Origin of the sequence: Agromyces lapidis, assembly GCF_009749405.1 — a bacterium.
Classification (GTDB): Bacteria; Actinomycetota; Actinomycetes; order Actinomycetales; family Microbacteriaceae; genus Agromyces; species Agromyces lapidis.
On the sequence record NZ_WBIQ01000005.1, the window covers coordinates 1 to 24,663 of the forward strand.

At 70.3% G+C, this 24,663-nt stretch carries 17 protein-coding genes; 8 read left to right on the top strand and 9 right to left on the bottom strand.

The annotated features are described in order from the left end of the window. Positions 1-123 precede the first annotated feature (123 nt). The 4 genes from GQQ93_RS06965 to GQQ93_RS06980 all read right to left on the bottom strand — a co-directional run bounded on the left by GQQ93_RS06965 (position 124) and on the right by GQQ93_RS06980 (position 3,163). Entirely contained in the window at positions 124-888 is a 765-nt protein-coding gene (locus GQQ93_RS06965; RefSeq protein ID WP_157423527.1) for a hypothetical protein, read from the bottom strand. Further along, complete coding sequence (locus GQQ93_RS06970; protein ID WP_157423528.1) at positions 885-1,790, bottom strand: ABC transporter ATP-binding protein; 906 nt, start codon at positions 1,788-1,790, stop codon at positions 885-887. Before GQQ93_RS06970 ends, GQQ93_RS06965 begins: the two co-directional genes overlap by 4 nt. After that, positions 1,787-2,155: a GntR family transcriptional regulator gene (locus GQQ93_RS06975; protein ID WP_157423529.1), complete on the bottom strand. Its 369-nt coding sequence runs from the start codon at positions 2,153-2,155 to the stop codon at positions 1,787-1,789. Before GQQ93_RS06975 ends, GQQ93_RS06970 begins: the two co-directional genes overlap by 4 nt. Positions 2,156-2,242: 87 nt before the next feature. Further along, a complete protein-coding gene (locus GQQ93_RS06980) occupies positions 2,243-3,163 on the bottom strand; it encodes a DMT family transporter (protein WP_157423894.1) in 921 nt (306 codons plus the stop codon). A gap of 197 nt (positions 3,164-3,360) precedes the next feature. Between GQQ93_RS06980 and lpdA the strand changes: the two genes are divergently transcribed. Then, positions 3,361-4,758 (top strand): dihydrolipoyl dehydrogenase, encoded by a 1,398-nt coding sequence (lpdA, locus tag GQQ93_RS06985; protein WP_157423530.1) that lies wholly within the window; start codon positions 3,361-3,363, stop codon positions 4,756-4,758. Positions 4,759-4,829: 71 nt separating this feature from the next. Further along, positions 4,830-5,033: a hypothetical protein gene (locus tag GQQ93_RS06990; RefSeq protein ID WP_157423531.1), complete on the top strand. Its 204-nt coding sequence runs from the start codon at positions 4,830-4,832 to the stop codon at positions 5,031-5,033. A 127-nt stretch (positions 5,034-5,160) separates the two neighbouring features. Here GQQ93_RS06990 and GQQ93_RS06995 read toward each other — a convergent pair whose 3' ends face one another. Both GQQ93_RS06995 and GQQ93_RS07000 read right to left on the bottom strand, forming a co-directional pair. Next, entirely contained in the window at positions 5,161-6,792 is a 1,632-nt protein-coding gene (locus tag GQQ93_RS06995; protein ID WP_157423532.1) for a solute symporter family protein, read from the bottom strand. Next, positions 6,789-7,160 (bottom strand): DUF485 domain-containing protein, encoded by a 372-nt coding sequence (locus tag GQQ93_RS07000; RefSeq protein WP_157423533.1) that lies wholly within the window; start codon positions 7,158-7,160, stop codon positions 6,789-6,791. The genes GQQ93_RS06995 and GQQ93_RS07000 overlap by 4 nt, the downstream gene beginning before the upstream one ends. A 207-nt stretch (positions 7,161-7,367) precedes the next feature. Here GQQ93_RS07000 and GQQ93_RS07005 point away from each other — a divergent pair, with 207 nt between their 5' ends. The 5 genes from GQQ93_RS07005 to GQQ93_RS07025 are packed head-to-tail and all read left to right on the top strand — an operon-like array spanning position 7,368 to position 11,954. Continuing rightward, a complete protein-coding gene (locus tag GQQ93_RS07005) occupies positions 7,368-8,594 on the top strand; it encodes a sensor histidine kinase (protein ID WP_157423534.1) in 1,227 nt (408 codons plus the stop codon). Continuing rightward, on the top strand, positions 8,591-9,337 hold the full coding sequence (locus GQQ93_RS07010; RefSeq protein WP_157423535.1) for a LytR/AlgR family response regulator transcription factor: 747 nt from the start codon (positions 8,591-8,593) through the stop codon (positions 9,335-9,337). The genes GQQ93_RS07005 and GQQ93_RS07010 overlap by 4 nt, the downstream gene beginning before the upstream one ends. After that, complete coding sequence (locus tag GQQ93_RS07015) at positions 9,334-9,738, top strand: DUF485 domain-containing protein (RefSeq protein WP_157423536.1); 405 nt, start codon at positions 9,334-9,336, stop codon at positions 9,736-9,738. The genes GQQ93_RS07010 and GQQ93_RS07015 overlap by 4 nt, the downstream gene beginning before the upstream one ends. Then, positions 9,735-11,204 (top strand): sodium/solute symporter, encoded by a 1,470-nt coding sequence (locus tag GQQ93_RS07020; protein ID WP_157423537.1) that lies wholly within the window; start codon positions 9,735-9,737, stop codon positions 11,202-11,204. Before GQQ93_RS07015 ends, GQQ93_RS07020 begins: the two co-directional genes overlap by 4 nt. Before the next feature lie 9 nt (positions 11,205-11,213). Beyond that, on the top strand, positions 11,214-11,954 hold the full coding sequence (locus tag GQQ93_RS07025; protein ID WP_157423538.1) for a sulfite exporter TauE/SafE family protein: 741 nt from the start codon (positions 11,214-11,216) through the stop codon (positions 11,952-11,954). A gap of 6 nt (positions 11,955-11,960) precedes the next feature. Here the strand turns inward: GQQ93_RS07025 and GQQ93_RS07030 are convergent, their stop codons facing one another. Then, positions 11,961-12,611: a GNAT family N-acetyltransferase gene (locus GQQ93_RS07030; RefSeq protein ID WP_157423539.1), complete on the bottom strand. Its 651-nt coding sequence runs from the start codon at positions 12,609-12,611 to the stop codon at positions 11,961-11,963. Positions 12,612-12,727: 116 nt separating this feature from the next. On the opposite strand from GQQ93_RS07030, the gene GQQ93_RS07035 reads away from it, so the two are divergent. Next, positions 12,728-12,946: an antitoxin gene (locus GQQ93_RS07035; RefSeq protein WP_157423540.1), complete on the top strand. Its 219-nt coding sequence runs from the start codon at positions 12,728-12,730 to the stop codon at positions 12,944-12,946. A 136-nt stretch (positions 12,947-13,082) separates the two neighbouring features. Here the strand turns inward: GQQ93_RS07035 and GQQ93_RS07040 are convergent, their stop codons facing one another. Both GQQ93_RS07040 and GQQ93_RS07045 read right to left on the bottom strand, forming a co-directional pair. Continuing rightward, on the bottom strand, positions 13,083-14,954 hold the full coding sequence (locus GQQ93_RS07040; protein WP_157423541.1) for an alkyl/aryl-sulfatase: 1,872 nt from the start codon (positions 14,952-14,954) through the stop codon (positions 13,083-13,085). A 108-nt stretch (positions 14,955-15,062) separates the two neighbouring features. Beyond that, positions 15,063-24,524 carry a DUF5979 domain-containing protein gene (locus GQQ93_RS07045; protein WP_157423542.1) on the bottom strand — a complete coding sequence of 3,154 codons (9,462 nt, stop codon included), beginning with the start codon at positions 24,522-24,524 and terminating at the stop codon, positions 15,063-15,065. Positions 24,525-24,663 lie beyond the last annotated feature (139 nt).

The window sequence follows — 24,663 nt, forward strand, 5'->3', positions numbered from 1 at the left end:
GCCGGCGGCTCCCCGCCCCCCCCCCGGTTGGAGCCGTAACCCCCGCGGCGACGGGAGCGGCGCGGCATCCGTCCCCCCGAACGGATGCCGCGCCGCGGTCTCAAGGCCGGTGGCCGCGCCCGGTCAGCGTGGTGTGGCCCGGCGGATCACGAAGTAGCCGAACACCGCCCAGAAGAGCGCCTTCACGAGCAGGATGGTGAACACGCCCACCTGCCCGATCGACCCGAGCCACTCGAAGACGGCCGGCCACGAGTTTCCGAGGGTCGCGGTCGCGACGAACCCGAGCAGCAGCACGACGAGCGAGGAGAACAGGATGATCAGCCCGCGACTGCGCCAGCGCATGTAGACGGTCGTGATGCTCGCCCCGATGAACAGCACGAGCAGTTGCAGCGCGAAGCTCGTGTAGAAGTCGAAGAGCCAACCGTGCTGCCCGTACCAGAGCGCGTCGAACATGCCCGCGCCGATCCACCAGCCGTTCGTCGCCTGCTCGATCTGCACGAGCGTCGCGATCGCGACGGCCATCTCGAACGAGACGAAGACGAACATCGCGCTCGTGCCGAGCCAGTAGTCGCGGCGGGTCGCGCCGAAGCCGAGTGCGAACGAGAAGGTGAAGGCGATCGCCTGCACGCCGACCGCGACGAGGTACCACTGCGGCGAGAGCACCGCCCAGCTGTACTGGAACCCGTCCTCCGCGGCGCTGATCCCGGCGGCGCGCAGCATGAGCGCGATGAGCATCGTGACGGCCCAGGCGCCGCCGAGGATGAGCCATGGCACGCCGAAGAAGATCGACGGGTTCACCGTGTGCAGCCGGACGATGCGCCAGATCTCGTTGAAGCGCGACCGGCGTGCGGTGCGCGGGACGGTGGTCGTGGTGGCGACGGCGGTCATGCTGCGGCCTCCTGTTCGGCGGTACCGGCGAGATCGGTGCCGGTGAGGTGGACGATGAGTTGCTGGAGCGAGACCGGAGCGAGCTCGAGGCCGAGCTCGGCGGCGCGCACGCGCTCGGGCTGGTCGAGGCGCCCGTCGATCGTGACGGAGGAGAGCCCGCCGAGGGCCTCGCGGCCGATGACCGGCCGGTCGGCGACGAACTGCTCGACGACCGAGCGTGCGCCGGCGATCGTCGTCGCCGAGCCGCGCACCTCTTCGGCGTCGCGGTCGAGGAGGATGCGCCCCTGGTCGATGAGGATGATGTGCTCGAGCAGGTTCGCGACCTCGTCGATCAGGTGCGTCGAGAGCACGATCGTACGGGGGTGCTCGGCGTAGTCCTCGAGCAGGCGGTCGTAGAAGATGTGCCGGACGACCGCGTCGAGGCCGAGGTACGGCTCGTCGAAGAAGGTGAGCTGCGCGCGGGAGGCGAGGCCGACGATGACGCCGACGGCGCTCAGCTGGCCGCGCGAGAGCTTCTTGATGCGGCGCTTGAGGGGCAGTCGGAAGTCGGCGACGAGGCGCTCGGCGAACCCCGCATCCCAGTTCTCGAAGAACCATGGTGCGGCCGTGAAGACGTGCGCCGGCGTGAAGTCCTCGGGGTAGCGCTGCGACTCGGCGATGAAGCAGAGCCGGCGCAGCACGTCGGCGTGTTCGGCCGGCGGGCGGCCGAAGACCTCGAGCTCGCCCCCGTTCGGGAAGAGCTGGCCGGTGAGCAGCTGCATGATGGTCGTCTTGCCGGCGCCGTTGCGGCCGAGGAGCCCGTAGATGCGGTGCTCTTCGAGCGAGAAGTCGACGGCGTCGACGGCGGTGAACGAGCCGTAGCGCTTGGTGAGCCCGGTCGCTCGAGCCACGGTGGTGGTCATGATGCGGTCCTCTCGGATCGGAGTGCGGCGAGCATGGCCGCCAGGTCGTCGACGTCGATGCCGAGCTTCTCGGCCTCGACGAGGAGTGGGGTGAGGTACTGGGTGCTGAATTCGGCCCGCCGTCGCTCGACGAGACGTTCACGGGCGCCGAGCGTCACGAACATGCCGATCCCCCGTCGTTTCTCCACGAATCCGTCGTCGACAAGACGACCCACCCCCTTCAGCGCGGTGGCCGGGTTCACCCTGAGGAACGCCGCGAACTCGTTGATCGACGGGATCTGCGACCCCTCGAGCAGCGAACCGTCGATGATGTCGTTCTCGAGCTGTTCGGCGATCTGGATGAAGATCGGACGTGATTCGTCCATACCGGCCCATCTGGTGCGATGCGACGCGCAGCGCCGCATGTTGGTTAGTTACTACAGTAACTAACCAACCATCCCCCGCCCGATCTGTCAACCCCTCCGGCGCGACAATCGCAGGCGACCCTGCGTCAACAGGATGCCGAGGAGCACGAGCGCGGCGCCGAGGGGCTCGTGCCACGAGAAGCGTTCGCCGAGCAGCATCACGCCGAGCGCGACCCCGACGACCGGCGTGACATAGGTGACCGTCGAGGTGCCGGTCGGGCCCCAGGCGCGCAGCACGTTGATGTTCCAGATGTAGGCGAGGCCGGTTCCGAGCACGCCGAGCGCGACGAGCGACAGCGCGATCGTCCAGTCGAGCGAGACCGGTCCGATCGCGACGACCGGCGTCAGCGCGAGCATCACGACCGCCGACACCCCGATCGAGAGGAAGGCGAACGTCGCCGGCGCGATCGGGCGGCCGCTCAAGAACCTGCGCTGATAGCCGAAGGTGAAGCCGTAGCAGGCGGTCGCGACGAGGCAGGCGAGCTGCCCGGCGACGCTGCCGGTGAGCGCCGTGATCTGCCACGGCCCGATCACGACGAGCACCCCGAGAATGCCGACCCCGACGCCCGCCCAGCGGCTGAGCCCCAGCTTCTCGACGCGGAACACGAGCGTCGCCATGAGCGCCGTCATGATCGGCGTCGTCGCGTTGTAGATCGAGGCGAGGCTCGACGACACGTACTGCTCCGCCCACGCGAAGCACAGGTACGGGATGACGCACGTCGTGAGCGAGACGACGAGGAAGTGCCCCCACACGACCGGCTCGCGCGGCAGCACCGGACCGGGCAGGCCGTCGGGCGCGGTCACACGCGGTCGCGTGACGAGCACGATGAGGCCGAGCGCAAGGGCGCCGAACAGCGTGCGCGACCAGGCGACCTGCCCGAACGACACCCCCTCGAGCGCGACCTTCATGGACAGGAAGCTCGCGCCCCACACGAGCCCCATCGCGAGGAACTGCAGCCACGTCGACAGCCGCTTCGGCTTGGGCGTCTCGGATGCCTCGACGGGGGCTTCGATCGGTTCGGTGCTGCTCACCCACCGAGGCTACGGCGGCGCCCGCCCGCCCGGAACCGCGAGCGGACTCCATGTCCGGAATCCGCCGAAGAACGGCAGGGCGCGGCATCCCGCAGCCCTCGAAACCGGCGGCGCGGAGGCATAGGCTGGCGCCCATGAGCGAATACGACGTCGTCGTCCTCGGCGCTGGCCCCGGCGGGTACGTGGCCGCGATCCGCGCCGCGCAACTCGGGCTGAAGGTCGCGGTCATCGAGGAGCGCTACTGGGGCGGGGTCTGCCTCAACGTGGGCTGCATCCCCTCCAAGGCGCTCCTGCGCAATGCCGAGCTCGCGCATATCTTCCACGACCAGGCCACGACCTTCGGCATCTCGGGCGAGGTGCACTTCGACTTCGGCGTCGCGTTCGACCGCAGCCGCCAGGTCTCCGAGAAGCACGTCAAGGGCGTGCACTTCCTGATGAAGAAGAACGGCATCACCGAGATCGACGGCCGCGGCGTCTTCCGCGACGCGAACACGATCGACGTGACGAGGGCCGACGGCTCGGCCCTGACGGTGAGCTTCCGCCACGCGATCATCGCGACCGGCTCGCAGGTGCGGCTGCTGCCCGGCGTGCAGCTGTCGCAGAACGTGGTCACCTACGAGACCCAGATCCTGACGCGAGAGCTTCCCCGCTCGATCGCGATCGTCGGCGCGGGCGCCATCGGCATGGAGTTCGCGTACGTGCTGCGCAACTACGGCGTGCAGGTCACCGTCATCGAGTTCCTCGACCGCGCCCTGCCGAATGAAGACGTCGAGGTCTCGAAGGAGATCACGCGCCAGTACCGCAACCTCGGCATCCCGATCCTCGCCTCCACGAAGGTCGAGCAGGTCGTCGACGACGGCACGTCGGTCACCGTGTCGTACACCGGCGCCGACGGGCAGCCCGGCTCGCTCGTCGCCGACAAGGCGCTCATCTCGGTCGGCTTCGCGCCGAACGTCGACGGCATCGGGCTCGAAGCGGCGGGAGTGCAGCTCACCGAGCGGGGCGCCATCGCGATCGACGAACGGATGCGCACGAACGTGCCGCACATCTTCGCCATCGGCGACGTGACCGCGAAGCTCATGCTCGCCCACGTGGCCGAGGCGCAGGGCGTCGTCGCGGCCGAGACGATCGGCGATGCAGAGACCATGGAGCTCGGCGACTACCGCATGATGCCGCGCGCGACCTTCTGCTCACCCCAGGTCGCGAGCTTCGGCCTCACCGAGCAGCAGGCCCGCGACGAGGGCTACGACGTGGTCGTCGCGAAGTTCCCGTTCACGGCGAACGGCAAGGCGAACGGCCTCGGCGATCCGGTCGGCTTCGTGAAGCTCGTCGCCGACGCGAAGCACCTCGAACTGCTCGGCGGCCACCTCATCGGCCCCGACGTCTCCGAGCTGCTGCCCGAGCTCACCCTCGCCCAGAAGTGGGACCTCGGTGCGCTCGAACTCGCCCGCAACGTGCACACCCACCCCACCCTGTCGGAGGCGCTGCAGGAGGCGTTCCACGGCCTGGCGGGGCACATGATCAACATGTAGTGCGGTCGGTCGCGCAGGCGCGAAGCGCCGTGTCGAGACCAGCGCACCGCACCAGAGAGAAGGCGGAACCCATGAACTGGCTCATCGTCATCGTCGGCGCGCTGCTGACCGTCATCGGCGGCATCTGGCTCCTCCAGGGGATCGGCCTGCTGCCCGGGTCCGTCATGACCGGGGCGACGATGTGGATCATCATCGGCGCGCTGGTCGCGGCCGTGGGCCTCGGACTCATCGGCTGGGGTCTCGCCCGGCAGCGCCGCCGCGGCACCCGCCCCTGAACCGAAGCGGGCGGATGCCTCGGGGCTGACCCCGGGGCATCCGCCCGATCGGTTCGACACGGTTGGGACAGGCATTGCCACCGTGTCGAGTCTGCCCGGCGGCGGGCCCCCACCCGCCGCCGGAACCCTAGTGCTGCGACGCCTTCTCGGCGCCGACGCCGGTGAGCGAGCGCACCTCCATCTCGGACTGCTTGAGCGGGTCCTCCGTGCCCTTGTCGAGCACCGTGCCCAGCCAGCCGAGGAAGAAGGCCAGCGGGATGGAGACGATGCCCGGGTTCGAGAGCGGGAAGAACGCGAAGTCGATCGCCTCGGTCTTCAGCATCGACGTCTCGGAGCCCGAGACGACCGGCGAGAAGATGATGAGGAGGATCGCCGAGGCGAGCCCGCCGTACATGCTCCAGAGGGCGCCCTTGGTGGTGAAGCGCTTCCAGAAGAGCGAGTACACGATCGTCGGCAGGTTCGCCGAGGCCGCGACCGCGAAGGCGAGCGCCACGAGGAATGCGACGTTCTGGCCGTTCGCCCCGATGCCGCCGATGATCGCGACGATGCCGATGATGACGACCGTGCGACGCGCGACCTTCACCTCGGCGCCCGGCTCGGGCTTGCCCTTCTTCACGACCGACGCGTAGATGTCGTGCGCGAAGGAGGCCGCCGCAGTGATCGTGAGGCCGGCGACGACCGCGAGGATCGTCGCGAACGCGATCGCCGAGATCAGGCCGAGCAGCAGCGGGCCGCCGAGCTCGAACGCGAGCAGCGGGGCCGCCGAGTTCGGGCCGCCGGGGGCCGCGGCGATGACGTCGGCACCCACGAGGGCGGCCGCGCCGTAGCCGAGCACGAGCGTGAACACGTAGAAGATGCCGATGAGCCAGATCGCCCAGACGACCGACTTCCGTGCCTCCTTGGCGGTGGGCACCGTGTAGAACCGCATGAGCACGTGCGGGAGCGCCGCCGTGCCGAGCACGAGGGCGAGGCCGAGCGAGAGGAAATCGACCTTCGCGATGTCGGAGACGCCGTACTTCAGGCCCGGGTTCAGGATCTCGGGGTTGCCCGCGGTCGCGACCGCGTTCTCGAGCAGGGTCGAGAAGTTGAAGCCGTTGAGCGCGAGCACCCACACGGTCATCACGCCGGCACCCGCGATGAGCAGGATCGCCTTGATGATCTGCACCCAGGTGGTGCCCTTCATGCCGCCGATGAGCACGTAGAGGATCATGAGCGCGCCGACCACGGTGATGACGACCGCCTGACCGACTTGGTCGCCGATACCGAGGAGCAGCGAGACCAGTCCGCCCGCGCCCGCCATCTGGGCGAGCAGGTAGAAGAAGCAGACGACGAGCGTCGTCGTCGCGGCCGCGATACGCACCGGCTTCTGCTTCAGCCTGAACGAGAGCACGTCGGCCATCGTGAACTTGCCGGTGTTGCGCAGCAGCTCGGCGACGAGCAGGAGCGCGACGAGCCACGCCACGAGGAAGCCGATCGAGTAGAGGAACCCGTCGTAGCCGGTGATCGCGATCGCACCGACGATACCGAGGAACGACGCCGCCGAGAGGTAGTCGCCCGCGATCGCCGAGCCGTTCTGGCCGCCGGTGAACGAGCGGCCGGCGGCGTAGTAGTCGGCGGCGGTCTTGTTGTTGCGGCTCGCGCGGAACACGATGATCATCGTGATCGCGACGAAGGCGCCGAAGATCGCGATGTTGAGCCAGGGCTCGCCGGGCGCAGCGGGAGCCGCCTCGGCAGCGCGGATGACGGTGGAAACGCTCATCGTGCGGCCTCCTCGGGGGCGAACTGCGCGGTCTCGATCTCGTCGCGGATCTCCTCGGCGAGGGGGTCGAGGCGGCGGTTCGCGTAGCTGACGTACCAGGTGGTGACGGCGAAGGTCGTGACGACCTGCGCCAGGCCGAGCAGCATCGCGATGTTCACGTTGCCCCAGACGGGCGTCGACATGAAGTCGTGCGCGTAGCTCGCGAGCAGCACGTAGGCGAGATACCAGGCCAGGCATGCGGCGAGCACCGGGAAGACGAACCTCCGGTGCCTCGAACGCAGTCGCTGGAACTCTTCGGATTGTTGCACTGCGCGGTAGTCGACGGGTGGGGCCGTCTCGGTCTCCGCGCTCAGGGCCTCGTTGCCCATGGCGTCTCCTTCTTCGGGGGTGATCTTCACGGAGCGCTGGCGGAGCCGCCATCGCTGCGTTGCGTGCGCCAACTCTCGCGCGCACCGCCCGACGCGTGGGGCGGTCGCCGTTCGTCGTCGCCGAACGGCGTCGACCGTGCGACGAACGGCGGGGCGGGGCCGACGAGCGACGGGTGCCCCGGCGGCCGAGCGATTACGCTGGCCTGCATGCCCGAGTCGATGCTGCTCGCCGCCGCCCTCGGGGCGCTCGGCGGGGCGCTCGCGGTCGGCCTCGTGGTGTTCCTGCGCCGGCTGGTGCTCGCCTCGAAGGAGCTCGGCACCGACGCCGAGCAGGCCACGTACCAGACCCTGCATCTCGCCTCCCGCGCGGCGAAGCACCTGCGCGGCGGCATCGACGGCCCCGACGCCCAGCGGGCCGGCAAGCACCTGCGCGCCCTGCTCGGCGCCGACAGCCTCGCGATCGCCGACCGCGCCGGCACCATCGCGATCGACGGCGACGACGCCGTGCGGCAGCTCGCCGAGCGGCTCGTCGCCGAGGTGCTCGCCGGCGGGCGGGCGCAGGTGCAGCGCCGCATCCCCGTCGGGGCGTGGGAGACCGACGCGGTCGCCGCGCCGATCGTCGGCGGGGCGGGCCCCGTCGGCGTGATCGTCGCCTTCGCCTCGCCCGTGCGGGCCGGGCTCGTCCGCGCCACCGGCGAGGTCGCCGACTGGGTGGCCGCGCAGGTCGAGCTGGGCGAGCTGGATGCCTCGCGCGCCGCCCTCGCCGAAGCCGAGGTCCGTGCGCTCCGCGCCCAGATCAGCCCGCACTTCATCTACAACTCGCTCAACGCCATCGCCTCGTTCATCAACACCGACCCGCAGAAGGCCCGCGAGCTCGTGCTCGAGTTCGCCGACTTCACGCGCTACTCCTTCCGACGCCACGGCGACTTCACGACCGTGGCCGAGGAGCTGCGCTCGATCGACAGCTACCTGAAGCTCGAGCGCGCACGCTTCGGCGAGCGCCTGAAGGTCACCCTGCAGATCGCGCCCGAGGTGCTCTCGACCGTGGTGCCGTTCCTCTCGATCCAGCCGCTCGTCGAGAACGCCGTACGGCACGGCCTCGAGTCGAAGGAGGGCGGCGGCCGCATCACGATCACGGCCGCCGACTCCGGCGCCTTCGCCGAGCTCAGCGTCGAGGACGACGGCGTCGGCATCGACCCCGAGGTGCTCGCCGCGGTGCTCGCGGGCGGCCCGGCCGACGCCGAGCACGTCGGGCTCCGCAACGTCGATGCGCGCCTCCGCCAGGTGTACGGCGACGAGCTCGGGCTCGTGGTCGAGACGGGCGTCGGCGCAGGCACCCTCGTACGCATGCGCGTGCCGAAGTCGGGGCCGAGGCGGCCCGCGGCGGCCCCGACCCCGGTGGTCCCGACCCCCGATGGGAGACTTGAGCCATGATCTCCGTGCTCATCGCCGACGACGAGCAGCCCGCGATCGACGAGCTCGCGTTCCTGCTCGGGCAGGACCCGCGCATCGGCGTGATCCATCAGGCCTCGTCGGGCGCCGAGGCGATCCGCCTGCTCACGAGGGAGCCCGTCGACGCCGCGTTCCTCGACATCCACATGCCCGGTCTCACCGGCTTCGACCTCGCCAGGGCGCTCGCCCGGTTCGAGCACCGCCCGGTGCTCGTCTTCGTCACCGCCGACGAGGAGGGGGCGCTCGAGGCGTTCGACCTCGCCGCGGTCGACTACCTGCTGAAGCCCGTGCGCACGGAGCGGCTGCACCGCTCGGTCGGCCGCATCGTCGAGGCGCTGAAGGCCGGCGCGGCGAACCGCGCAACCCGCGAGACCTCCGCCGAACCCGAGATGATCGCCGTCACCCTCGGCGGCACGACCCGCATGATCCGCCGCGACGACGTGCGCTACGTGCAGGCGCAGGGCGACTACGCGCGGCTGCACACCGAGGAGGCGAGCTACCTCGTGCGGGTTCCGCTGAGCGACCTCGAACGGCAGTGGGCCGACGCGGGCTTCGTGCGGGTGCACCGTTCGTACCTCGTGGCGCTCGCGCACCTCAGCCGCATCCGGCTGGGCTCCGACCATCCGAGCGTCACCGTCGGCCAGGCCGAACTGCCCGTCAGCCGGCGGCTGCTGCCCGCGCTCCGCGACCGACTCGACCAGACGGTCATCCGTCCGAGGCCGTGAGCGAGTCGTCGAGCGGTCGAGCGGATGCCCCGGGGCCCCCGCAGCGGGTCCGCGTCACCGCTCCGCGACCGGGTGCTGCCGGGGCATCCGCTCGCCCGACGCCGCCGCACCGCGGCGGGCCGACGAGCGATATCGCCGGGGTCTACGTGCGCTCGCTCATCCGCTCGCAGCTGCGGCTCGCGATCGTCTTCGCCGTCGGCTTCGCCGTCGCGACCACGATCTTCGTGCTCGCCATCGCCCTCGTGCCCGCGCTCGACTCGACCTTCGTCTACGGGGTGCCGGCGTCGTGGCTGCTGCTCGGCGCCGGGATCTACCCGCTCGCCCTGACGGTCGCGGGGCTCTACGTTCGCGCCGCCTCGCGCAACGAGGCGCGCTACCGCTCGCTCACGGAGGCGGAGTGAACCCCGTCATCGGCTACGCCGCGATCGCCGCCGTCGCCCTGGCCTCGGCGCTCATCGGTTTCTACGGGCTGCGGGTCTCGCGCACGACGAGCGACTTCTACGTCGCCTCGCGCACCGTGCGGCCGTGGTGGAACGCCTCGGCGATCGGCGGCGAGTACCTCTCGGCGGCGTCGTTCCTCGGCATCGCCGGGCTCATCCTGCTGCAGGGCTCGGGCGGGCTGTGGTTCCCGATCGGCTACACCGCCGGTTACCTCATGCTCCTGCTCTTCGTCGCGGCCCCGCTCCGCCGCTCCGGCGCGTACACGATCCCCGACTTCACCGAGGCGCGCCTCGAGTCGACGTGGGCCCGGCGCGTGACCTCCACGCTCGTCATCGTCATCGGCTGGTTCTACATCGTGCCGCAGCTGCAGGGCGCGGCCCTCACGGTGCGCATCACGACCGGGCTGCCCGCATGGGTCGGCTCCGTCGCGGTCGCCGTGCTCGTCGCGGTCATCGTCGCTGCGGGCGGCATGCGCTCGATCACCTTCGTGCAGGCGTTCCAGTTCTGGCTGAAGCTCACGGCCCTCGCCGTGCCGGTCGTGGCACTGCTGCTGCTCGTGGGCGACGGCGAGCCGCCGGCGCAGCTCACGCCCGCCGAGGCGTTCCCGCCGGCCGCCGGCCCGGGCGACCTCGACGTCTACCGCACAGTCTCGCTCATGGTGGCGCTGCTGCTCGGCACCCTCGGTCTGCCCCACGTGCTCGTGCGCTTCTACACGAACCCCGACGGAGTGGCCGCCCGGCGCACGACGGTGATCGTGCTCGCCCTGCTCTCGGTGTTCTACCTGTTCCCGACCGCGTTCGGCCTGCTCGGTCGCGCCTTCGCCCCCGACCTCGCGGCGCCGGGCGAGGCCGACGCGCTCATCCTGCTGCTGCCCGGGCGGCTCGTGCCCGGCGTCTGGGGAGAGCTGCTCACCGCCCTCGTCATCGCCGGCGCGTTCGGCGCGTTCCTCTCGACCTCGTCGGGGCTCGTCATCTCGCTCGCGGGCGTGATCAGCCAAGACCTGCTCGGCGGCAGCGTGCGCGGGTTCCGGATCGCCGCGGTCGTCTCCTCGCTCATCCCGCTCGTCGTCGCCCTCGCGACCGAGTCGGCGGGCCTCGCCGGCAGCGTCGGGCTCGTCTTCGCCTTCACGGCCTCGACGCTCTGCCCCATGCTGATCCTCGGCATCTGGTGGCGCGGCCTCACCGCGCGAGGCGCGATCGCGGGCATGCTCACGGGCGCTGTGCTCTCGGGTATCGCCATCCTCGGCGGCGCGGTGCTCTCGGCCGCGCTCCCGGCGCTGCGCCCGTTCCTCGAGCAGCCGGCGGCATGGACGGTTCCGGTCGCCGTGCTCGTGACGGTGCTCGTCTCCCGCGGCGACCGCCGCGGCGTCCCGCGCGGCACCGACGCCTTCCTCACCCGGCTCCACGTTCCCGAGGCCCGCAGGTAGACTCGCCCGGTGCTCCTGCCCGTCGCCGTCTCCGTGCTCGTCGGCGCACTGGCCCAACGGGTCACCGGCATGGGCTTCGCCCTCATCGCCGCGCCGGCGCTCGTGATCCTGCTCGGCCCGTTCGACGGCGTCGTGCTCGTGAACCTCTGCGCCGTGCTCTCCTCGCTGCTCATCCTGCCGAGGGTCTGGCGGCACATCGAGTGGCGGCGATTCGGATGGCTCGTGGTGCCCGCCCTCGTCGGCACGGTCGGCGGGGCGCTCGTCGCGGCGCGCCTGCCGGGCCCGGTGCTCCAGCTCGGCGTCGGCGTGCTCGTCGTCGTGGCGCTCACGGTCTCGCTCATCGTGACGCGCACCGACCACGTCGCGACGGGGCGCACCCCGGCGATCGTGGCGGGCGCGGCGTCCGGATTCATGAACGCCTCGGCCGGCGTCGGCGGCCCGGCGCTCAGCGTCTACGCCGTCGCGACCCGCTGGCCGCAGGCCGGCTTCGCCGCCACGGCCCAGCCCTACTTCGTCGTCATCGGCGTGGCGTCGCTCGTCGGCAAGCTCGGCGCCACCGGCTGGGTGCTGCCCGAGCTCGAACCCGGCGCCTGGCCGCTCGTCATCGGGGCGCTGCTCGTCGGGCTCGGCCTCGGCGAGCTGCTGCACCGCCGCATCCCGCACCACGCGGCGCGCATCGCGGTGATCGTGATCGCCTACGCCGGCGGCGCGGCCGCGATCATCGACGGCGCGCTCGAGCTCTGGGGCTAGCGGGGATCAGGCCTCGCGCCCGACCCCCACCTCGACCGGCCGATCACCGAACGCGGCGAGCCGCGCCTCGAGGCCGGCCCGCACGGCGGGCCACTCGTCGATGATGACCGAGTACACGGCGCTGTCGCGCCAGGTGCCGTCGGCTCGCCGCTTGTGCCGGCGCAGCACTCCCTCGAAGCTCGCGCCGAGCCGCTCGATCGCGGCGCGCGATCGAGCGTTGTTCGCGTCGGCCTGGATCTTCACCCGGCCGAAGCCGTTGCGGAACGCGAGGTCGAGCAGCAGCAGCTTCACCTCGGGGTTGACGGCGGTGCCCCACACGCGCGGATCGTAGCCGGTCGCACCGAGATGCGCCGACTCATTGCCGAGGTCGAGGTCGCCGAACCATGTGGCGCCGACCACCCGGCCGTCGTCGTCGCCGCCGATGAGGCGCACGGTCCACGGCATCGAATCCGGACCGCTCGCGTAGTATCCGTGTGCGAATTCCTCGTAGGCCGCGAGATCGACCGGACGCCCGGCGGGCCCGCCGCCGTACCCGCCCGCGAACACCTCGGGCACCCCGATCGCCGCATGCAGATCAGGGATGTCGCCATCCACGAACGGCGTCAATCTGATGAATCGGCCGACGAGGTCGTCGTCGGCGGGGCGCGTCGCGGTCACCGTTCGAGTGTGCCACGCGCCGGTGAATCCGACGTGACGTGCCGAGGTCTTCCCTACGGCGGGGCGCCGTGCAACGATGACGAGGCACGATACGAACCGAACGAAAGGTGGGAACGATGGGTTCACTCGACGACGTCACGAAGGCGGCGAAAGACTTCATCGAAGACAACAAGGACAAGATCGATGATGCGCTGAAGAGCGAGCAGGCCGAGGGCGTGAGCGACTCGGTGCTCGACAGCGTCGCCGACCTGGCGAAGAAGGTCACGGGCGGCAAGTTCGACGAGCACATCGACGGTGCTCGCGAGGCCGCGGACGGGGCCGTCGGCAACGAGTAGGTCCAGAGACCACGAGAGGGGGATGCCCGGCCCGCACGCCGAGGCTCCGCGCATCGCGAAGCGATGAGTGGAGCGGCGTCGGGAGCGGCATCCCCCTTGATCGTGTCGGCGACCCCGGCGGCGTCGGCCCGTCGTGCTACGGACGCACGATCTCGAACGCGGGGTCGCCCGGAGTGAGCACGCCGAGCAGTTGCTTCAGCACGCCGAGGTCGCCCTCGACGCCGAGCCCGTCGGAGTCGAGGTCGCCGGCCGCGAGCGCGAGCAGACGGGGCTTCGTCAGGGTGAGGTGCAGCGGAGCGTCACCGCTCGCGTCCTTCTCGACGTAGATGAGCACACCATTGCGCAGGGTGACGTGGAAGCTGCGGTCGAGGTCGGTCAGCGTGACGTCGAAGGCGAGCGACAGGTCCCACGCGCGCGGGCCGTCGACCGTGATCGCGACCGCGTCGAAGAGCTGCTCGGGCGTGAGCTGCGCGACGATCGCCGGGGCGTTCGTCACGGTCGGGGTTCCGAAGTTGCCCTCGCGCAGCTCGGTCGCGCCCGAGAGGAAGAAGTTGCGCCAGGTGCCGTTCTCGGCGCCGTAGCCCAGCTGCTCGAGGGTGTCGGCGTACTGGGACTTCGCCTGCTCGTTGCCGGGCTCGGCGAACACGGCATGGTCGAGCAACGTGGCCGCCCAGCGGAAGTCGCCGCTGTCGTACGCCTGCTGCGCGAGTTCGAGCACCCGGTCGATGCCGCCGATCGCCTCGACGTAGCGGGTCGCCTGCGCGGCCGGCGGGTGCGGCCACAGACGTGCCGGGTTGCCGTCGAACCAGCCCATGTACCTCTGGTAGATGGCCTTCACGTTGTGGCTGACCGAGCCGTAGTAGCCGCGGGCGTGCCATGCGTTCTCGAGGGCGGGAGGCAGCTGGATCGCCTCGGCGATCTCGGCGCCCGTGAGGCCCTGGTTCAGCATGCGCAGCGTCTGGTCGTGGAGGTACCCGTAGAGGTCGCGCTGCAGCCCGAGGAAGTCGTGGATCTCGGCGTTGCCCCAGGTCGGCCAGTGGTGCGACGTGAACACGACCTCGGCCTCGCCGCCGAACCGCTCGATCGCCTCGGTCAGGTACTGCGACCACACGTGCGGGTCGCGCACGACCGCGCCGCGCAGCGTGAGCAGGTTGTGCAGCGTATGCGTGGCGTTCTCGGCCATGCACAGGGCCCGGTACTTCGAGAAGTAGAAGTGCATCTCGCTCGGCGCCTCGGTGCCCGGGGCCATCTGGAACTCGACCTCGAGCCCGTCGACGGTGTGCTTCTCGCCGGTCGTCGTGATCTCGAGCGTGGGGGCGATGAGCGTCGCCTCACCGGTCGAGGTCGTCTGGCCGAGTCCGGCGCCCACGGCGCCCTTGGGCCCACGGGCGAGCGCGGCCCCGTACATGTAGCCGGCGCGACGGCCCATTGCGATGCCTGCGTAGACGTTCTCGGCGACGGCGTGCTCGACGAGCCCTTCGGGTGCGATGATCTGCACCTCACCGGCGTCGACCTGACGCTGATCGACGATGCCCTGCACGCCGCCGAAGTGGTCGATGTGCGAGTGCGTGTAGATCACGGCCGTGATCGGCCGGTCGCCGCGGTGCTCGCGGTACAGTGCCATCGCCGCGGCAGCCGTCTCCTTCGAGATGAGCGGGTCGATGACGATCACGCCGGCATCGCCCTCGACGAACGACATCACCGAGAGGTCGAGACCCCGCACCTGGTACAGACCCGGCACGACCTCGAAGAGGCCGTGCTTCGCGACGAGCTTCGACTGCCGCCACAGGCTCGGGTTCACGGTGTCGGGGGCTTCGCCCGTCAGGAAGTCGTACGTCGAGGCATCCCAGACGACCTCGCCGGCCGCATTGCGGATCGCGGGCTCGGCGAGCGTGCCGAGGAACCCGCGCTCAGCCGCATCGTGGTCTCGGGTGTCCCCGAAGGGCAGGCGCTCCTGCAGTGCCCGTTGCTGGGCGATGATCGTGTCGGTGGCGTCGTTCTGGGTCATGCATTCATCCTTACTCGTTTTGCCTCAGGCACAGGTCCTCCACGCCCGGAACGGGCGGCGGCACCGGCGCAGCGGCGCCGCCGCGTCGGGAGTCGGGGTGCTCGCCGCTCAGGCCTGCCGCCTGCGACGCCGGATCACGACGAGTGCGATCGCCGCGAGCCCGCCGCCGACGAGCAGCAGGGCGAGCGTCAGCCGCGCCTCGAGTCCGTCGACGCCCGTCGCGGGCATCGGAGGGTCGAAGCGGTTGTCGACCGAGATGGCGACGGTCTCGTCGGTGCCGATGACCACCGGATTCGCCTCGGTTGCGCTCACGGTCACCTCGACGGCGCCGCCGGCGTCGACCTCTTCGGCCCAGCATTCGGCGCCGACGGGCAGGCCGTCGAAGCTCCTCGTCTCGCCCGCCGTGATCGCGACCGTCTCGTCGAGCGCGACGTACGGCTCAGCGCCGCCCTGGTCGAACACGCACATGACCGCGATCTCGAAGGTCTTGCCGGCAGCCTCGTCGACGGCGCCCGACACCGTCTTCTCGAGCTCGAGCGAGCCCGTTTCGAAGGTGTTGGTCGCGGTGAGCGCAAGCCGCTGCGCCGTGCCCGACTCCACGACGACGGCGGCGTTGTCGTACGAGTCGAAGTCGACGCTCGAGGCGGTCGCGCCGCCCGCGTCGGTCTCGACGCCGAAGCAGTGCGTGCCGATCGGCAACCGCACCGGGGCGCCCTCCGCATCGACGATCTCGACGGTCTCGCCGCCGGTGAGTTCGAGCGGTGCGTCGTAGAGCGTCACGAGCTCGCCGTCGACCTCGAGCTGGCAGGTGACCTGCACGGTGAACACGGTGCCGGTCACCCACTCGGCGTCGGCGGCCTCGCCGTCGACCTCCTTCGTGAGCTCGACGGTGCCGAGCGAGTACTCGTTCACGAATCCCGCCGTGACGACGGTCTCGACACCCTCCACGGCCTGGTCGGCGATCGTGACCGTCACGGGGGGAGCCGGCTCGTCGGCGTTGCCCGCGTCGGTCTCGGTGACGACGCACTCCGCGCCCACCGGGATGCCGGTGATGGTCTCACTGCGGAACGGCCCCTCGCCGCCGTCGCTCACGACGACGAGCTCCTCGTCGACGACCGTCTCGCCCTCGTAGGTGCAGACCGCCTGGAACGTGAACGTCCCCTCGGAGAAGTCGGGCGCTCCCGGGCCGGCGACCTGCTTGAGCACGTCGAGCGCACCCGTGCGGAAGTCGTTCACGATGTCGACCTGGATCGGCCCCTGCTCATCACCGTCGTCGCCGACGATGAAGGTCTCTGGCGTGACCGTCGACTCGGTCGCCCCGCCGTCGTCGACCTCCGTCACCTGGCACGCGGCACCGGTCGGCAGGTTCTCGACGAGCCACACGTCGCCGGGGGCGTCCTTGGTGAGGGTGTGCGTGGCGTCGTAGACGGTGTCGGGCACGGCCTGCGGCAGCGTGCAGAGGAGCCGCACGTCGAAGTCGCCGAAGGTTCCGCCCCAGGCATCCGCCCCGCTGCCGGTGACCGTCTTCACGACCTCGACCGATCCGACGGGGTAGAAGTTGCCGACGGTGACGGCGTTGACGGTCTGGTCGTCCACGTCGGGCTGCAGCACGAACTCGGCCGTCGTGGTCTCGCCGAGGTCGTCGGACTCGCCGTTCTGCGTCACGACCATCGAGGTCACGGCGCCCCGGGCTGCGGTCTCCTCGACCGTGCAGTCCGCACCGGCCGGGAGGCCGGTGAATGATTGCGTTCCGTTGTCGCGCAGCAGGAACTGCTCGTCGAGTACGGTCTCACCCTCGAAGGTGCAGACGGCGTGGAACCGGAAGACGAGGTCGGTCTCGATCGTGTTGCCGTCCTGGTCGACCGCGGCGGTGTCGATCTGCTTCGTGACGGTGAAGCCCGCGTCGGGATAGACGTTCGTCACCGTGATGGTGATGGGCGTCTCGCCCCCGTCGACCGTCACCGGGTCGTCGGCCGTCGCGCTGATCTCGATCTCCCAGGCGCCCTGTCCGTCGGGTTCTTCGGCGTAGCAGTCCGAACCGATCGGGATGTCGCCGAGCGTCACCTGCTCACCCGCGGGCACTTCGACCGGCTCCTGGTCGTAGCTCACGATCGGGTCGTTGCCGGGACCGCGGTCGAGCGTGCAGGTGACGAGGATCTCGAAGGTCTTGTCCTCCGCGTACGAGGCCGCATCGCCGTCGAGCGTCTTCTCGATCACGAGGTCTGCGAGGTCGAAGGTGTTCGTCGCGGTGATGGCGAACTGCTGCGGTTCGTCGCCGTCGGCGGCGGTCACGATGACCGCGTCGTCGAAGGAGTCGAAGTCGACGCTCGACGAGGTCGCGCCGGCGTCGTCGGTCTCCTCGCCCCAGCAGTGCGTGCCGACCGGCACCAGCAGCGGCTCTCCGGTCGCCGGGTCGGTCACGGTCACGGTCTGCCCCCCGGTGACCTCGACGTCGCCTTCGAAGAGCGGCTCGCCGTCGACGGTCGCCGCGCACGTCACGTGCACCGTGTAGCTCGCGTCGGTGATGAGGTCCTGGTAGGCGGGGTCGGTGGATGCCTCGCCGTCGACCGTCTTCGTGACCGCGATCTCGCCGGCGGTGAACCGGTTCTCGAACGCGGCCGTGGCGACCTGGGCCACGCCGTCGGCCTCGTCGGGAATGGTCACGCTCACGGGATCGGGCGTCGCGTCTGCTCCGCCGTCGTCGGTCTCGGTGACCTCGCACTCGGTGCCGACGGGCAGCCCTTCGACGGGGCCAGCGGTGAGCGGGCCCGACGTGCCGTCTCCGATGATCGTGAGATCGCCCTCGCCCACATTCACGCCGTCGTACGTGCAGACGTAGTGGAAGGCGAACTCGACGCCCTCGCTGAACCCGACGCCCGAGCCCGCGATCGTCTTCGCGATCTCGAAGCCGCCGACGCGGTAGTCGTTCTGCACGGCGACCTCGACCGGGTCGCCGGCTTCACCCGCGACCCCGATGGTCACCGGCTGGCTCGGCGTGATGATCACCTCGGTCGCACCGCCGTCGTCGGGCTCGGTCACGGTGCACTCGGCGCCTGTCGGCAGGTTCTCGACCGTCCACGTTTCGCCGTCGGCGATGGTGCGCGTGGCATCGTAGACCGGGTTCGTGGTCGCCTCGTCCCAGGTGCAGACGAGCCGAACCTCGAACGAGTCGGCCGCCCACGCGTCGGCGCCGGCGCCGGTCACGTCCTTCGTGACCGAGATCGAGCCGACCGTGTACGTGTTGGTGACGGCGACGAGCGTCGCGTGCATGTCGTCGCCGTCGGGCTGAACAGTGAATTCGACGACGGCGCCCTCGACGTTCTGCTCCTCGACGCCGTACTCCGTCACGATGATCGTCGTGTCGGTCGCGCCGCCGGCGTCGACCTCGGCCACCTCGCACTCCGACCCGACCGGCAGGGCATCGAACGACTTCGCCTCGCCGTCGTGCAGCGTGAAGCTCTGGTCGGCTTCGGGCAGGACCTCTTCACCGAGGAAGGTGCAGCTCGCGGTGAACTCGTAGGCCGGGTCGTACGCGATGGCGTCGCCGTCCTGATCGACGGCACCGCCGTCGACGACCGCCTTCTCGATCGAGAAGCCGCCGAGCTCGTAGGTGTTCGTGACGGTCACCTGCTCGAGCTCGCCGTCGGCGGGCGCGCCGTGATGCACGTTCTCGAGCCCCGAGAGGTCTCGCTTCGCCTCGATCGGCCCAGACTTCGTCGGGTCGCCCGCATCGGCGGGGTCGTACGTGACCGTCGAACCCTGCGAGGGCACCTCCTGCACGGTGCAATCGGCGTAGAGCGGCAGATTCGTGCCGGTGCCGTAGTCGACGACGGTGCCGTCGGCGGGCACGGTCGCGGGCGGCACCGGGTTGCCGTCGGCGCCCACGAGGGTCACCGTCTCGCCCCCCGAGGTGCACTGCGCCTCGAAGTCGTACGAGTCGGGCAGCGGGTACGTGTCTGGCCAGTCGGCGGGAACGTCGACGGCCTTCTCGAGGGCGATCTCGCCCGTCGGAACTGCGACACCCGAGCGCACGGGCTCGACCGGGCCCTGGTAGACCTCGGCGTCGTTGAAGTCGGCGCGGGAGCCGGCGGCGATCGCGTTCCATGCGATCGGCAGGCCGCCGTCGACGGCGGCCGGGTTCACGAACGGCGTCTGCGTGTCGAAGGTGAGCGAGCCGGTCGCCCCCGGGGGCAGACCGCCGCCGTCGGGCCAGATCACGACCACCTTGAGCGCCTTCGCCTGCGCGAGTTCGGCCGCCGGGGTCGAATCGTCGAACTCGATCCAGTCTCGCGTGCTGACGTCGGCGTAGCACGAATCGGTGGTCGGCATGGCGCCCGCGCGGGCGCTCCACTCGATGTCCTTCGCGTTGCACGTGCGGTTCGGCACGGTCGTCAGGTAATAGCCCGTCACCGTGGCGTCGGTCAGCCCGTTCGGCAGCTGCAGGTTTCCGAGGAAGGTCGGCGCCCACTGCGAGCCGCGCGCGGTGCCGACGGTGACGCCCGTGTCGCCGGGCGCCGGCAGCACGTCGATGCCCGCGATCGACTCGGCTGCGATGTTGCCGAGGTTCTGGAAGTTGAGCAGCCAGGTCTCGGTTCCGCCGGGTCGGGTGATCGGCACGCAGTTGTTGCGGTAGAAGCCGGCCGCCGGCGAGTTGGGCTCGGCGCACCCGTCGGCCGTGCCCGTGTTGTTGAGCACACCGAGGTCGTCGTAGTTCGCATCGCCCGAAGCGGCACCGGGCACGCCCGCCGCAGTGCCCTTGACCGACTTCACGAGCGAGATCGGCGCGGCCGCGGTCGGGCTCACCGTCGTGTTCGACGTGCAGTCGGGTACGACGGTCTCGGTCGGGTTCGTGATCGTGCCGAACGAGGTCGAGTCGCACGTGTCGAACGTGCGATCACTCGTCGCGGTGATCGAGTTGCCCACCGGAGTGCCCGGCGCGAGCCCGGCCCTGAACTGCAGCGCGGCCGAGATGACGAGCACGTCGCCCGGGTTGAATACGAAACCGTCGGGCACGGTGATGGTCACGACCCCGGTCTGCTCGTCGAGCTCTCCCGAGAACCCGCTCGCATCGAGCACGGTGCCGTCGGCCGCGGTCAGGGTGAACGAGAACGTCGGATCGACGTTCGGCTGCGCGATGAGCAACGAGCCGTTCGCGTCGGTCGCGACCTGGTCGGTGAGCTCGAGACCGGTCATCGGCCACTCACCCGTGTTCGTGATCGTCATCCGGTACGGGATGCCCGACGACGGCGGGAACTGCTGCGAAGCCGCCCCATCCTGCCCGTTGCCGGGGGTCTTCACGACCTTGATGCCGTTCTGCAGGTGCAGCAGCTGCGTCGTGTCGGAGGCGTCGGCGTCGGCCTCGAACGGCGTGCCGTCCTGCCCCTCCCATGCACCGTCGCCGTGCACGTCGACCGTGTCGGTGGTCGTTCCGGCGACGGTCTCGCCCGGGGCGATCGGCTGGCCGGGCTGCGTCGAGGGCACGGGCACGGAGTCGACCTCGCCCGCGGGGCCGATGTGGAGGTTCTCGAGCTGGTTCGCCGTGAACTTCACGATCACGACGGGGTTGACCGGGTTCTCCCAGTTGGATGCCTCGTCGTCGGCCCGCACCTCGAAGCGGAGCCCGCGCACGTCGGCTGCGGACACGCCGCTCGGCAGCACCGGCACGAGCGTGCTGTCGGTCGCGGCGTCCTGCCAGTCGCCCGTCGTCCAGCAGTCGTCGAGCTGCGCCGAACCGTTGCACGTGTAGACGAGACCGTCGTCGACGGGGTCGATGGCCCAGCCGACATCCGTCAGCGCCGAGACGCGCACCTGGTGCAGGTTCGCCGGCAGCGTCATCGTCGGGAACGACGCGAACTCGAAGGCGTTCCAGAACGTCGGCTCGGCGTCGGCGAGGGTGAGCACGGTCGTACGCACGTTGCCCGTCGGCTGGCCCTGGAGGGTGATCGTGTAGCCGTCGGGGCTCTCGTTCTCGACTCGCGAGTCGGAGTTCGCGGATCCTTCCGGGCTCTCGATGCTCTTCTGCGCCTGGACGCCGTACTCGGCGTCGACGAAGCCGACACCGTCGGCGTTGGTCGCGTCGGCCACATCGAGCGATTCGTCGCCGCCCGGCCGGGTGACCTCCGAACCGGCGATGTTGGTCGCGAATTCGCCGGTCGTCACGGGATCGCCCGAGGTGCGCTCGTTCTTGCGCAGCTGGTAGGTCAGTACGACCGAGCTCGACTCGGTCGTGAGGATCGAGACGCCGTCGGGGTCGGTGTGCAGCACCTCGATGCCGATGACGTCGTCGAGATCGCCGGGGGCCAGTGCGAGCGCCTCGGCGATCGAGATCGGCGCGTCGGCCGCGCCGCCCTCACGGGTGAGCGTGACCGTCGACTCGGTCGCCTCGGCGGGAACCGAGATCGAGTCGATGCGGTAGAGGTCGAGGTACTCGTAGGCGGTCGTCGCCGAGCCGGGCGCCGGGTCGGTGATCTCGAGCGTCTGCACCGCCGCCTCGGTGCTGTTCGTCGCCGTGATGGTCGCCGTGACGATCGGGTAGCTCGCGTCGGGGGTCGACGCCGGCGGAACGGGCAGCGATTCCTGGTCGAAGGTCTTCGTGACCGTCGTGTTGACCGCCTGGTCCTTGATGGTGATGTCGTCGGCCGCGGTCTGGTCGGCGGGCACGGGGCCTGTGCCGATGAACCCCGCCGTGTTGTTCACGACGCCGTTCTGACCGGTGTTGTAGGTCTCGGTGCGCGAGGGGGCGTCACCGGTCACGGGGCCGCCGTCGCTGCGCGTGAAGTCGCGGAGTTCGAACACGAGGTCGAGGTTGCGGTCGTGCCCGTACGAGGGCGCCACGCCCGATCCCGCCGACGGCCCGGTGCCCCCTCCGCGGTTGGACCCCTCCTCGTACGTGAGTCGAACCGCCCGGGTCGACGCCTGCTCATCAGGCGAGAGCGCATACCCGGGGAACGCGCCGTCGCAGTCGGCGGCGGTCGGGCATGCGGCGGCGGTGATGTCGACCCACGCGCCCGTGCCCGCGGCGTCGTCGAACTCGAAGAGCTCGACCTTCGAGATGCGGTCGTACTGCATCGCCGGGTCGAGGCTCGCGTCGATCGCCGCGATCTCGACGAGGTTCCACGCGTCGAACGCCGAGGAGGCGATCGCCGTGTCATCGAACGACGGGCCGGCCGTCGAGTCGTCGGTGAGCTCGACGCTCGTGAACGGCACTCCCTCGGTCGACCACGAGAGGCGCGAGGTGCGCTGGTCGCCGCTGAAGGAGAAGAGCGGGTCGAGCGGGGGTTCGATCCACTGCTTGTCGACCAGGTCGGGCAGACCGTCGCCGCCGTTGTCGTCGATCGGCAGCACGTCGATGTCGTCGTTCGCCGTGTCGGTGTTGTCGTCGGGGCTCTGGTCGTCGGGGTTCACGACGACGCTGCTCGCCTCGTTCGGCACGTTGAGCGGATCGTCGGCCTCGGCCTGGTCGGCGACCGAGCCGGAGCCGTCGCGGAACTGGTCGCGGGTCTCGACGGTGAACGACGGGACCACCTCGAAGCCGGGCGGCAACTGCTCGCCCTCCTTCGGGGTGTAGACGAACTGGAGGCCCTGGATGTCCTCCCGGGTCACCGGTGCGGTGCCTCCGGGTACGGCGAGCACGAGCGTGCCCTCGCCGTCGAGCTGGCCGCCCGGCAGCGGCTCCCACGAATCGCCGTCCCAGTAGTTCACCTGGAGATCGGCGTCGGCGGGCACCCCGGCGACCAGCTGCGTGAGGTCGAAGGTGTTCCAGAAGGGATCGACGGCGGGAGCGGTGGGCGGGTTCGCCGGATCGCTCACGATGAGTTCGTCGGCGCCGATGGTCGCCGCATTCGGTCCCTCGTCGTTGACCTTCGCGTCGAAGGTGACGTCGGTGGTGGTGCCGGGGATGGCCCAGACCGAGTCGCGGGTGATGTTCTTGCCGATCGTCGTCGAGACCCGTCCCGGCTGGCGGGTGACATCGGCCGAGTCCGCGTCGAAGCCCGGCTTGCCGTTCTGGTCGGTGACGGTCGAGGTCGTCTCGTTCGTGCTCGTGACGTCGTCGCCGTCTTCGACGGGCAGCGCGGTGACGGTGAACGGCAGTTCGGCACGCGCGTTCGAGATGATCGGGCCGGTGAAGGTCACCGTGAAGCCGACGACCTCGCTCAGGTCTTCGGCGGTCGGGTCGGGCAGCGTGTTCGGCGCCGTGGCCGGGATGGTCTCGGTGGTGCCGTCGGCGTAGGTGTACGTGATGCTCGCGCCCGTCGCATTCGGCGGCCAGACGACGCCGTCGGTGAAGCCCGCGAACTCGAGCCCCTGGTCGGCGAGATCGGGGGCACCGGGCGTCGGTTCGTCGATCACCATCTCGGTCACGGGCCGGAAGCCGTTCACCGAGGTGATGGTCGCGGTCGTCTGCTCGCCCGCGAGCAGGGTCGGGTCGGCGAACGCCTTCGACACGTCGACGAAGGGGCCGGTGTTCGAGATCACCACGTCGGCCGGGGCGGTCTTCGGGGTGCTCGGGGTGTCGTGCACGACGATGTTCGACGACGCGGTGTTCGGCACCGTCACCGACTCGTTCTCGGGAATCGAGTTCACCTCGTCGGTGGTCTCGGCGCCGATGCCGATCGCGGCCTGATCCTCCCCCGACGGCGGCAGCTGGTCGCCGGTCGACGAGCTGAACGTGAACCGGATGCCCTTCACCTCGTCGAACGGCACACCCTCGGGAATCGCCGACGGATCGGCCGGGATCGCCCCCGGTCCGTAGGCCGACGTCCACACCCCGTTCTCGTCCATCCATTCGATCTCGACCTGGTCGGCGCCCGCCGGCGGGGTGATCGAGGTGATCCCGGTGTACACGAGGTACGGGTCGAACGGGGTGGCGGTGCCGTCGGCCGGGTCCTGCACGATGATCTCGTCGACCGAGCGGTTCGAGGCGTTGCCACCGCCGATCGTGTAATCGACCGGCTGGCCCGGCAGCGCGGGAATGCCCGGGGCGGCGTCGTCCTGGTGGTCGTCGGCCGACTTCGACACCGTCGAGTCGAGCACCTCGGGCACGTCGAGGGTGATCGTCGCCGAGGCCTGCTGCGGCAGCGCGTTATCGGCCGTCGCCGAGACGGTGTTGACGACGTCCTGGTCGTTGTAGTCGGCGCTGATGTCCTGCGGCACCGTGACGAACACCGTGACGGTGGCCTTCTGCCCCGAGGGCTGGCCCGCGCCGGCCGAGCCCGTGGTCGTGAAGTCGACGGTGAAGTCCGTGCCGTCGACGGCGACCGTGCTGGTGCCGCCGCCGGTCACGGCGACCGGCGGGTTCACGGTCGGGTCGAAGACGAGAGGTGCGGGCAGCGTGTCGTTCAGCTCGGCGTTCACGCAGGTGTCGACGAGGTTGCTGTTGCACGTCAGCTCGATCGTGTAGCTGAACTGGTCGCCGGGCGCGTAGGGCGATTCGTTCGGGTTGATCGATTTCGTGAGGATGAACTCCGCGTCGTCTTCGGCGGCGAACGCGGGACCGACGACCGGCGCGACCACCCCGACCGCGAGGATCCCGGCCACGGCTCCGGCGAAGAGTCGATGAACGAACGACATGCATTCCCCCTACCCCGACGACCTCCCCGGTCGCCCCGGGTGCGCAGCACCCGAAATCGACACTATCGAGGCCGGGCACGCCTTGGAAAGGGGAGTCACGGCCGATCGGACACGATCGGGCCCCGACGCCGAGGCGGCG

What these genes read in the sequence shown, in the direction of transcription:
- GQQ93_RS06965 (WP_157423527.1), bottom strand. Translation starts at nt 888, where the DNA reads ATGACCGCCGTCGCCACCACGACCACCGTCCCGCGCACCGCACGCCGG.
- GQQ93_RS06970 (WP_157423528.1), bottom strand. Translation starts at nt 1,790, where the DNA reads ATGACCACCACCGTGGCTCGAGCGACCGGGCTCACCAAGCGCTACGGC.
- GQQ93_RS06975 (WP_157423529.1), bottom strand. Translation starts at nt 2,155, where the DNA reads ATGGACGAATCACGTCCGATCTTCATCCAGATCGCCGAACAGCTCGAG.
- lpdA (WP_157423530.1), top strand. Translation starts at nt 3,361, where the DNA reads ATGAGCGAATACGACGTCGTCGTCCTCGGCGCTGGCCCCGGCGGGTAC.
- GQQ93_RS06990 (WP_157423531.1), top strand. Translation starts at nt 4,830, where the DNA reads ATGAACTGGCTCATCGTCATCGTCGGCGCGCTGCTGACCGTCATCGGC.
- GQQ93_RS06995 (WP_157423532.1), bottom strand. Translation starts at nt 6,792, where the DNA reads ATGAGCGTTTCCACCGTCATCCGCGCTGCCGAGGCGGCTCCCGCTGCG.
- GQQ93_RS07000 (WP_157423533.1), bottom strand. Translation starts at nt 7,160, where the DNA reads ATGGGCAACGAGGCCCTGAGCGCGGAGACCGAGACGGCCCCACCCGTC.
- GQQ93_RS07005 (WP_157423534.1), top strand. Translation starts at nt 7,368, where the DNA reads ATGCCCGAGTCGATGCTGCTCGCCGCCGCCCTCGGGGCGCTCGGCGGG.
- GQQ93_RS07010 (WP_157423535.1), top strand. Translation starts at nt 8,591, where the DNA reads ATGATCTCCGTGCTCATCGCCGACGACGAGCAGCCCGCGATCGACGAG.
- GQQ93_RS07035 (WP_157423540.1), top strand. Translation starts at nt 12,728, where the DNA reads ATGGGTTCACTCGACGACGTCACGAAGGCGGCGAAAGACTTCATCGAA.
- GQQ93_RS07040 (WP_157423541.1), bottom strand. Translation starts at nt 14,954, where the DNA reads ATGACCCAGAACGACGCCACCGACACGATCATCGCCCAGCAACGGGCA.
- GQQ93_RS07045 (WP_157423542.1), bottom strand. Translation starts at nt 24,524, where the DNA reads ATGTCGTTCGTTCATCGACTCTTCGCCGGAGCCGTGGCCGGGATCCTC.